This is a genomic window from Clostridium paraputrificum (assembly GCF_900447045.1).
GTDB classification, from domain to species: Bacteria; Bacillota; Clostridia; order Clostridiales; family Clostridiaceae; genus Clostridium; species Clostridium paraputrificum.
Map to the genome: position 1 here is coordinate 114,937 of NZ_UAWH01000005.1, position 9,811 is coordinate 124,747.

Sequence of the window (9,811 nt, forward strand, 5' to 3'; positions counted from 1 at the left end):
TGTTAAACTTAGTTAGACAATTCATTTTAATAAAAAGCTCTAGCAAAAATGCTAGAGCTTTTTGTATTCAATAAATTTCTTCAAGTAGTTTTTGAATTTTTATATTTTCAATCATTTCTTCGGTGTATAAAGTCCCACCCATGAGATATAATATAATATCTTCTTTCTTATAACCTTCTTTATATAGGCGCAAATCTTTAGTTATACGTTTTGCAACATTTAAAGAAAAATTTAAAGTGTTACTTAACTCTTTTATTGTATAGAAATTTTTGTCAAGAAGCTTAAGTAATTCTTTTTGTAGTTCTAATTTATATTTTAAATCTATTTCAATAGAGTGATGTGGTCCGTTTTTACCACGATGGTGTTCATTGCAAAGGTATTTATAGTTAATTTCTATACCTAAACCGCCTTCACTTCTATGAACTATATGGTGTATATCAGCTGGCTTATTACATATTTCACAAAAAAACAATAACATACCTCCTTATTCAATATGTACTCATTATATAATAAATTAAAAACAACTTCAATTTTGTCAAAAATTTCAATAAAAATTATTAAATAACAGTATGAATAGTAATTCAAATACATATTTTATAATAACGTGTAAACACGTAGTATGGTATTGATAAAGGGGTATATCTTACTATATAATATATTATATAAAGGAAAGAAAGGTGATAAGGGTGAGACAAAACTATAACTCCTTTAAGTATTGGGAATCATTAATTCATGAAAATAAAACAATAAGAGGTCATATGTTTATGGATAATCCACCAAAGGAAAAGTCACTTTATATTCATACCTTGATATTTTCAAAAAATAACGGTATTGATAATATCTATGCATATTTCCCTGATGCGAAAGTGCTACTTGGATATATTCAATATTCTTTCTTGCAAGAAGCTTTTTATAAATGGATATATGGTAAAGATAGGATAATAATTAATATTCCATCACTTCCCGTTGATAAAATTATAAGAGATGGATTATCGAAAGGGAAAATATCAAAAAGTGAAGCACAATTAATGTTGAGTCACTATACAAGAGTATCAAAAATGTGGGATCTACCAAAAGATAGAGTTATACCTGAATTGATTAAGTTCAGTAGAGAATTTAATAAAACTTGGTATGGTGATAATAAAGAATTTTTATATTTAAAGATATTTAGAAATCCAGAGGAACTTGGTAATTTTATTGTAGATTCTACTATGTTAACCAATGATGAAAATACATTTATAAGTAAGACTGGTGTAACAGTAAGTGAGTGGAAGAAAATATGTAGTGAAGCAATAAAAAATGAATTGAGCGCAGAGAAGTTTAAAGAAATATTGCAAAAGAATTTGTCAGAAGTAATATAAAAAAATAATATTATAGCATCTTGACCATAAAAAAGTTGGATGCTATAATATTTTATGTAAATAAGCGCTATTAGCTCAGTTGGTAGAGCACCTGACTCTTAATCAGGGTGTCCCGGGTTCGAATCCCTGATGGCGCACCAAATGAAAGGAATCTAGTTATAGATTCCTTTTTTTCTTGTATAATAAAAGAGACTTAATTTGAGAGGAGAAATATATGAAAACAAAAGGAAACGTTACTGCATTATTACCATTAGCAATTTTTTTAATAGTTTATGCAGGAACATCGATTATAGCAAAAGACTTTTATGCAGTATCAGTGATAGTACCATTTTTAATATCTGCAATAGTTGCTTTATCAATGAATAAAAAGAGAACATTTGAAGATAAGCTTCAGGATTTTTGTAAGGGAGCAGGAAATTCTAATGTTATATTAATGATTCTTATATTTGTCTTAGCAGGAGCATTTGCGCAAGTAGCTAAGGCTATGGGAGCTGTTGATTCAACAGTAAATTTTGGACTTTCAATTTTACCTACAAGTATACTTGTACCAGGTGTATTTATAATAGCTTCATTTATAGCATTATCAGTAGGAACATCAATGGGTACAATAGTTGCTTTAGTTCCAATAGCAGTAGGAATATCAGAGAAGACAGGAATAGCTGTTGCTATAGTTGTAGGGGCTGTGGTTAGTGGAGCTATGTTTGGAGATAATTTATCTATGATATCAGATACAACAATTGCTGCAACTAGAACTCAAGGTTGTGAAATGAAGGATAAGTTTAAAATGAACTTCAAAATAGTATTACCAGCAGCTATAGTTACTGCTATTGTATTTATGATTCTTACAAAAGGAATATCTATACAAACTTTAGGAGAGTATGAATATAGTTTTATAAAGATACTTCCATACATAGTTGTGTTGATATCTGCATTAATGGGTATAAATGTAATATTTATCTTAATAGGTGGAATTGTATTTGCAGGAGCAATAGGGCTTTTATATGGAAGCTTTGATATAATAGGATTGTTTACTAATATTTCAGCTGGAATACAAGGTATGAGCGAACTTATAATAATTTCTTTATTAATAGCAGGAACCATTGAGTTAATTAAAAATAATGGTGGAATAGAATATATATTAAATAAAGGTATGAAGAACTTTAAAAGTAAAAGAGGAGCTGAACTTGGTATTGCTACATTAGTAAGTCTAGTTGATATTTGTACAGCTAATAATACTATTGCAATAGTAACTGTTGGACCAATAGCTAAAGATATTTCAGATGAGTTTGAATTGGAACCTAGAAGAGTAGCTGGCATAATGGATATGTTCTCATGTGTATTTCAAGGATTGATTCCTTATGGGGCACAACTTATTTCAGCCTCAGGATTAGCTATGATATCACCATTTGCAATAATAAAATATTCAGTTTATCCATATTTAATGGGGATTTGTGCTTTAGTATCAATTTACCTTTACTGGAGAAAAAGAAGTGAATAAATAAAGATTAAGAGAAATTGCAAATGCAATTTCTCTTATTATTTATAAAGAAGGCAAATACTTTGAGAAGATATTCCAAGCCCCTCTCCTGTAAATCCAAGTCCTTCTTCAGTTGTAGCTTTTACATTTATTTGATCAATGTCTATGTTTAAGGCATTAGCAATATTTTTTCTCATTAATTGGATGTGAGGTGCCATTTTTGGTTTTTGTGCTATAATTGTTGAATCTATGTTGGAAATTTTGTAACCATTTTCATATAAAAGTTTTCCTACTTCTTTCAACAAAGCTATACTTGAGATTCCCTTATATTTAGGATCAGTATCAGGAAAGTGTTTTCCTATATCACCTAAAGCAGAAGCACCCAATAAAGAATCCATTATAGCGTGCAATAACACATCAGCATCAGAATGACCAAGTAATCCATACTCATATGGAATTTCAACACCGCCAAGAATAAGTTTTCTATCAGCAACTAATTTGTGAACATCATATCCAAGTCCAATTCTCATATAATCATCTCCTGTAAAAAATGTATATAAGAATTATACCATTATTGAACATTTTTTACTCTAATATTTACATTAGAATTTCTTTCTTCTGTTAAAAAAAGAAATTTAAAATATCTAACAAAGGAAAAAGATTTTGTAGTAATAAGGAATCTGATATAACTTACCCTCTTACGCCTATAGATAAAATCAACGTAAATAACATTTCCTTTCATAGATAAACCTCACTTTCAAATTATATGGGTTCAGTAAAATATATTTGCAAAACCTTTGATATATACAGAGTAGGTGTAGGTTTTTATATGGTATAATACATTATATGTGAGGTAGTATAATTTGATAATGTGACTTAAGTTGTCGTATTATCATGAAAGGATGATAAGTATGGCGGAGTTTAATAGAAATAAATATATTTTTTCAAGTACCCCAGCTATTATTGAAGTTGGTGAAGAAGTAAGAAGAATAAGGGAAAAGCAAATATCGTTTATGCTTAAGGAATTATTTTTATATAAAATACTTGTAAAAGACTTGGTTAATATATTTCCAACATATAGAGATAGAAATTTAATTTTGAATATAGCAAGTTATATATATGAAGACTATGAACTTTTTGAGAAAGTTCAAAAGAAAAGAGAGTTACCAGTAGCAATGGTGGCTAAGAGAACGCGAGTATCGAGAACATTTTTAGAGATATGGCAAGATTATATATTAGTTTATGTAATAATTCTTTCTAACCCTAATTATAAATACATACAAGATTGTATACGAATAGAAGAGAGAAGTAAGACTACTGCATTAGTTCCAAAAGAGAATAAAAATAATGATATAAAAAAGGGAATAGTTCTTAAGGTAAATAAAAGAAGTGTCTTTATATTTACAAGTGCAGGGGAGTTCTTGAAGTTAAAAAAGGAAGGCGATTTAAAAGTAGGACAAGAATATAGAGGGAAAGAGAAAAAAGGAATTAGAAATTATAAGTTACAAATATGCATAGGAGCTGTATTTTTAACTTTTATTTTGGCAGGTGGAATTTATCAATATACTAAGGGGGTAAGGACTGTTGTTATAGATACAACATCTCAGTTAAAGTATGAACTTAATAGATTTAATAAAGTAATATATACTTATTCACCAACTCAAAAGGGTAAAGACCTTATAAATGCTGTAAATCCAAAGTATAAAAATATAGATAAAGCTTTAGAAGAAAGCCTAAGATATGCTAAGGAAAATGATATGATACCAAATCAAAGTATATTAATTACTATAAGTGGAGAAGCTTTAAAATATGGATTATTAGAGGATACAGCAAGGTATGTTAAGGAAGAAAAAGTAAGCGTATTAGTAAATAATTCAGGTAAGGAACATAATATTAAAGACATGGTAAATGATGAAAAGGAATCGAAGGATGAACAGAAATAATAATGTAATAGTACATAATGATAGAAAAGAAGAGATAAGATTAAATAAATACATAAGCGAGACTGGAATTTGCTCTAGAAGGGAAGCTGACAAGCTTATAGAAAATGGGAAGGTAACAATAGATGGAGTAAAGGCCACTATGGGTATGAAGGTAGGAAAAGGGCAAATAGTTAAAGTAAATGGGAAAGATATAACCAAGGAAGAGGAACTTGTCTATATAGCATTAAATAAACCAGTAGGTATAACTTGTACAACTGAGCATAAAGTAAAAGGAAATATTGTTGATTTCGTTGGGCATAAAAAAAGAATATTTCCTATAGGAAGATTAGATAAAGATTCCCAAGGATTAATTTTATTAACTAATGATGGAGATATAGTTAATAAAATTTTACGTGCAGGAAATAATCACGAAAAGGAATATGTGGTAACTGTTAATAAGGCAATTACTGATGATTTTATTAAGAAGATGTCATCTGGGGTTAGAATTCTAGGTACTGTTACGAAGAAATGTTTTGTTAAAAAAGAGGGAAGCAAGGTATTTAGAATAATATTAACTGAAGGAATGAATAGGCAAATAAGAAGAATGTGTGAAGTCTTTGGGTATAAAGTAGTTAAACTTGAAAGAGTTAGAATAATGAATATTCATTTAGGAAATTTAAAGAATGGTAATTGGAGAGATTTAACTATAAAGGAGTTAGAAGGTATAAATGATCTTATAAAAGATTCTCAAAAGGTTTATAAAGAATAGTAGGCAAGGAAAATAGTTTTATAGTTTCCTTACTTTCATATGAATGGAGTGAATATTTGCTTTCTGTGACTTAAAGTAAATATCCACTCCACTTTTTTATTTATTTGTATTAATTAATCTACTTTTAAATCTTTCCATTGTATATCTAGAACTTACATAAATTCTATCCAGTTTTACAGGAGTATCATCTCTATCAGAATAACCTAAATTAGTAGTGAAAGCTAATGAATAGCCAGCCTCCTTTACAGCTTTAGTGCTATCTTCATTTAAGTCACCATATGGATAAGCCACAGATAGAACTTTCTTACCAGTAATAGATTCTATCTTTTCTTTTGAGTCTTTTAGTTCTTTTAATTGTTCTTCGTAAGTAAGTTGATCTAAATGACTGTGGGTTGCTGTATGGCTCTCTATATCTATTCCATAGTCAGACATTTCTTTAATTCTTTCACTTGATAAGTAGTAACTACCTTCGTCAATTACAGAAGTAATAACAAAAATTGTTGCTTTCATATCTAATTCTTTAAGTATTGGAAAAGCATTTGTATAGTTGTCCATATAACCATCATCAAAGGTTATGAGTATGCTTTTCTCTGGTATTGATTTTTTATTAATAATATAGTCATTAAACTCACTAATAGTTAGGGTAGTGTATCCTGAATCTTTAATAAATTGAAGTTGCTCTCTAAGTCTATCAGGAGAAATAATAACTTCATTTTTCTCTGAAGGCTCTACTGAGTGATAATACAGGACAGGAACCCCACGATTATCGTTAATAAGTGTTAAACCTTCAAATCTATTAATTTCTACTGGTTCAATTTTAGGTTCCTCTTGTTCTTCATTTAGTTGTAAATCTTCAATGTTTTCATTACTTGCAATGTTTTTTTCTTCTTTTTCTCTAATGTAAATAGCAAATATAACTCCTACTAGAATTATTATAAGTGCTATTAAGATAATATTTTGTAGCTTTTTATTGGAAAATTTTCTCATAATATTCACCTTTAAAAATATATTTGTTGTATATGAATTTTATCATACCAAGATATGTAAAGTAAATAATCAAATGAAAATATAGAAAAAAATGGATACTATCCACATTGTCCACATTTAGGTGTGGATAAGTTGTTAAGAAAATGTGAATTATAATGTTGATAAATGTAGAAAAAAGAGAATACTATATAAAAAAGCACGAAAGGAATGATTTTTGTTATGAGTAGTAAAGTTTTGTTAAGTTTTTCTTTAATAGTTATCAACATTATAAACAGTTTTTGTCCACAGGTATTGTTGGCAAGTGAAACGTCGAAAAATGAAGAAGAAGTTAGAATTGTGGATAAAGTTATAAAAGAGAAAGATGATTACGTGGATGTGGATGTAATTATACCTCAGATAAGTGGTATATCTAATAAGAGTAAAGAAGCTCAGATAAATAAAGAAATAGAAAATTGGACTCTAGAATGGATTAAGGACATTAGACTGATTGCAAAAGAAAATTTCGATACAAATGTTAAACCATTGGGGCCTTATGAAGCAAATGCTAGATATGAAGTTAAGAGTACTAGAAACCCATTAAGTTTTTATATAGATTACTATCAATTTACAGGTGGTGCTCATGGAATCACCACAAGAAAGTATTATAATATCGATAAAAGAAGTGGAGAGATTTTAAAGCTTAATAATTTATTTAAAGAGAAATATGATTATGCAAGTTTGATAAACAAGCAAATTCAAAGCGAAATAGATAAGAATAAAGATATGTACTTTACAGGTAAAGAGGGATTTCAAGGAATAAAGGATAATCAAGGCTTTTTCATAGAAGGAAGTAATTTAGTAATATTTTTTGCACAATATGAAATTGCACCATATGCTGGAGGAATGCCTGAATTTAGGATTCCTTTAGAAATATTTAAAAAGGGCTATGTCTATGATAAAATTAATAGTAAATAGTTAGGGTGAAAGGAAATAATATGAATAATATAAAAGATATTATATTAAAACAAAAGAATTATTATTTATCCGGGAAAACAAAAGACATTAATTTTAGAATAGATAATCTAAAAAAGTTAAAAAGATTAATAAAAGAGAATGAAGAAATTATTTTAGATGCTTTAAAAAAGGATTTAGGAAAATCAAATTTTGAAGGATACATAACAGAAATAGGAATGGTGTATGAAGAAATAAACATCATGATTAAAAGTATAAAAAAGTGGTCTAAAAGAGAAAGAGTGAAATCTTCAATTAATTATTATCCTAGTAAGTGCTATGTATATAAAGAGCCTTATGGAGTAGCATTAATTATAGGACCATTTAATTATCCTTTTCAGTTAATATTATCACCTTTAATAGGAGCAATTGGGGCAGGAAACTGTGCAGTTATAAAGCCTTCTGAGTATTCTGTTAATACATCTATGTTGATTGAAAAGATAATCAATAATAATTTTAAGGATGAATATATTAAGGTAGTTAATCCAATGGGAGGCAAAGAGGTTGTTTCTGAATTATTAGAGCAACCTGTAGACTATATCTTTTTTACAGGTAGCGTAAGAGTAGGAAAGATAGTTATGGAAAAGGCCTCTAAGTCTTTAATTCCTGTTACTTTAGAGCTTGGAGGTAAAAGTCCATGTATTGTAGATAAAGATGCTAATATAAAGATGAGTGCAAAGAGAATTGCTTGGGGGAAATTTTTAAATGCTGGTCAAACATGTGTGGCACCAGATTATCTTTGTGTACATAAAGATATAAAAGCAGAATTTTTAGAAGAGTTAGTTAAGGAAATAGAAAAGCAATTAGGAAAAGAACAAAAAGAAAGCCCTGATTATCCAAGAATAATTAGTGAAAGAGAAGTTAGAAGACTTTCTGAGTATTTAAACGAAGGAGAACTATTCTATGGAGGAGAAGTATCTATAGAAGAAAAATATATATCTCCAACTATATTGGTTAATATAAAAGAAAAGTCAAAAATACTTGAAGAAGAGATATTTGGACCGATTTTCCCTGTATATGAATTTAATAAATTAGAAGAGGTAATGTATAAGGTTAATAATGGAGATAAGCCACTAGCATTATATTATTTTTCTGAAGATAAAAATAAAATTGAATATGTGTTAAATAATACATCATCAGGTGGAGTTACAATAAATGATACTGTAATACATGTTGCATCAACATATCTTCCCTTTGGTGGAGTAGGTAATAGTGGCATAGGTTCTTATCATGGAAAGGCTAGCTTTGATACATTTAGTCATAGAAAGTCTGTTTTAAAAAGAGGAACATTTATGGAATTGCCTTTTAGGTTTGCTCCATATAATGATAAATTAAAGCTAATAAAGAAAATATTAAAATAAAGGGGTTTTTGATTTATGAAAAAATATTTAGCTTTTGATATTGGTGGAACAAGAATTAAATGGGGAATATTAAATGAAGAAGGAGCTATTTTAGAAAAGTCTAGCTTTGATACAAGTACAGAAAGTGAAGAATTATTTTTAGAAAATATAATAAAAATAGCTTTAGAAAGAAAAGATGAAGTTGAGGGTGTAGCTCTAAGTATGCCGGGATTTATTGATTCTATAAATGGTATACCAAAGGTTTGTTATGCAATAAGATGTATTGAAGGAAAGTGCATTACTAAGATAATAGAAGAGAAGACTGGTCTAAAGACTTCAGTAGAGAATGATGGAAAATGTGTAGCTTTAGCAGAAAAGTTTAATGGAAATGCTACTGAATGTTCTGATTTTGTGTGTGTTACTATTGGAACAGGCATAGGTGGGGGAATCTATATAAATAATAAATTACTTAGAGGAAGTACATTCCAAGGTGGGGAGTTTGGATTTATGAGATGTAATGAAAAAGGAATGTATAGTAATACAGCATCAACTTTAGCATTGATAAAAGAATATATGAAATATAAGAATTTAGATAAAGCAGTAGATGGACAAGTTGTATTTAATGATGGAGAAAAAGATTCTAAGGTAAAAGAAATTATAAATGAATGGTATGGATTAATTGCTACAGGAATATATAATTTAAGTGCCACTTTAAATCCAGAAAAAATACTTATTGGTGGAGGAGTAAGTGAAAGAGAAGAGTTTATAGAAGAAGTAGTAAATGCATTGGAAAAGATAGAAGCTTGGAATGATGTTAAGTGTGTTATTGAAAGATGTAAGCATAAAAATGATGCTGGAATGATAGGAGCTGTTTATAATTTACTTAATGAGTAACAAATAATTGGTTAGGAAGCTTTGCTTAGGCAAGGCTTCTTTTCTTTGGAATTAAATATAAAATCTTGGGA

The 9,811-nt window shown here is 28.7% G+C and carries 10 protein-coding genes and 1 tRNA gene; 8 read left to right on the forward strand and 3 right to left on the reverse strand.

Translation table 11 applies throughout. The features are described from left to right. Nucleotides 1-67 precede the first annotated feature (67 nt). The gene (locus DR024_RS00635) at nucleotides 68-472 is read right to left on the reverse strand and encodes an HNH endonuclease signature motif containing protein (RefSeq protein WP_111918018.1); all 405 of its coding nucleotides are present in this window, start codon (nucleotides 470-472) and stop codon (nucleotides 68-70) included. A 214-nt stretch (nucleotides 473-686) separates the two neighbouring features. On the opposite strand from DR024_RS00635, the gene DR024_RS00640 reads away from it, so the two are divergent. The 3 genes from DR024_RS00640 (at nucleotide 687) to DR024_RS00650 (ending at nucleotide 2,859) form a co-directional block, all read left to right on the forward strand. Then, entirely contained in the window at nucleotides 687-1,361 is a 675-nt protein-coding gene (locus DR024_RS00640) for a hypothetical protein (RefSeq protein ID WP_099329341.1), read from the forward strand. Between the two features lie 64 nt (nucleotides 1,362-1,425). Continuing rightward, nucleotides 1,426-1,501: transfer RNA gene (locus DR024_RS00645), tRNA-Lys, on the forward strand. Nucleotides 1,502-1,575: 74 nt separating this feature from the next. After that, complete coding sequence (locus tag DR024_RS00650) at nucleotides 1,576-2,859, forward strand: Na+/H+ antiporter NhaC family protein (protein WP_111918020.1); 1,284 nt, start codon at nucleotides 1,576-1,578, stop codon at nucleotides 2,857-2,859. 38 nt (nucleotides 2,860-2,897) lie between these two features. On the opposite strand, the gene ispF is transcribed toward DR024_RS00650, so the two are convergent. Then, complete coding sequence (ispF, locus tag DR024_RS00655) at nucleotides 2,898-3,368, reverse strand: 2-C-methyl-D-erythritol 2,4-cyclodiphosphate synthase (RefSeq protein WP_099329343.1); 471 nt, start codon at nucleotides 3,366-3,368, stop codon at nucleotides 2,898-2,900. A 381-nt stretch (nucleotides 3,369-3,749) separates the two neighbouring features. Between ispF and DR024_RS00660 the strand changes: the two genes are divergently transcribed. Continuing rightward, complete coding sequence (locus DR024_RS00660) at nucleotides 3,750-4,781, forward strand: anti-sigma factor domain-containing protein (RefSeq protein ID WP_172458905.1); 1,032 nt, start codon at nucleotides 3,750-3,752, stop codon at nucleotides 4,779-4,781. Next, entirely contained in the window at nucleotides 4,768-5,529 is a 762-nt protein-coding gene (rluF, locus tag DR024_RS00665; protein WP_242829691.1) for a 23S rRNA pseudouridine(2604) synthase RluF, read from the forward strand. Before DR024_RS00660 ends, rluF begins: the two co-directional genes overlap by 14 nt. A 96-nt stretch (nucleotides 5,530-5,625) precedes the next feature. Here rluF and DR024_RS00670 read toward each other — a convergent pair whose 3' ends face one another. Further along, a complete protein-coding gene (locus DR024_RS00670) occupies nucleotides 5,626-6,516 on the reverse strand; it encodes a polysaccharide deacetylase family protein (RefSeq protein ID WP_034865808.1) in 891 nt (296 codons plus the stop codon). Between the two features lie 219 nt (nucleotides 6,517-6,735). Here DR024_RS00670 and DR024_RS00675 point away from each other — a divergent pair, with 219 nt between their 5' ends. The 3 genes from DR024_RS00675 to DR024_RS00685 are packed head-to-tail and all read left to right on the forward strand — an operon-like array spanning nucleotide 6,736 to nucleotide 9,740. Further along, nucleotides 6,736-7,470: a DUF3298 and DUF4163 domain-containing protein gene (locus tag DR024_RS00675; RefSeq protein ID WP_051195895.1), complete on the forward strand. Its 735-nt coding sequence runs from the start codon at nucleotides 6,736-6,738 to the stop codon at nucleotides 7,468-7,470. Between the two features lie 20 nt (nucleotides 7,471-7,490). Next, nucleotides 7,491-8,867, forward strand: a complete 1,377-nt coding sequence (locus DR024_RS00680; protein WP_027097201.1) for an aldehyde dehydrogenase — start codon at nucleotides 7,491-7,493, stop codon at nucleotides 8,865-8,867. Nucleotides 8,868-8,882: 15 nt separating this feature from the next. Next, on the forward strand, nucleotides 8,883-9,740 hold the full coding sequence (locus DR024_RS00685; protein ID WP_027097200.1) for an ROK family protein: 858 nt from the start codon (nucleotides 8,883-8,885) through the stop codon (nucleotides 9,738-9,740). Nucleotides 9,741-9,811: the final 71 nt, after the last annotated feature.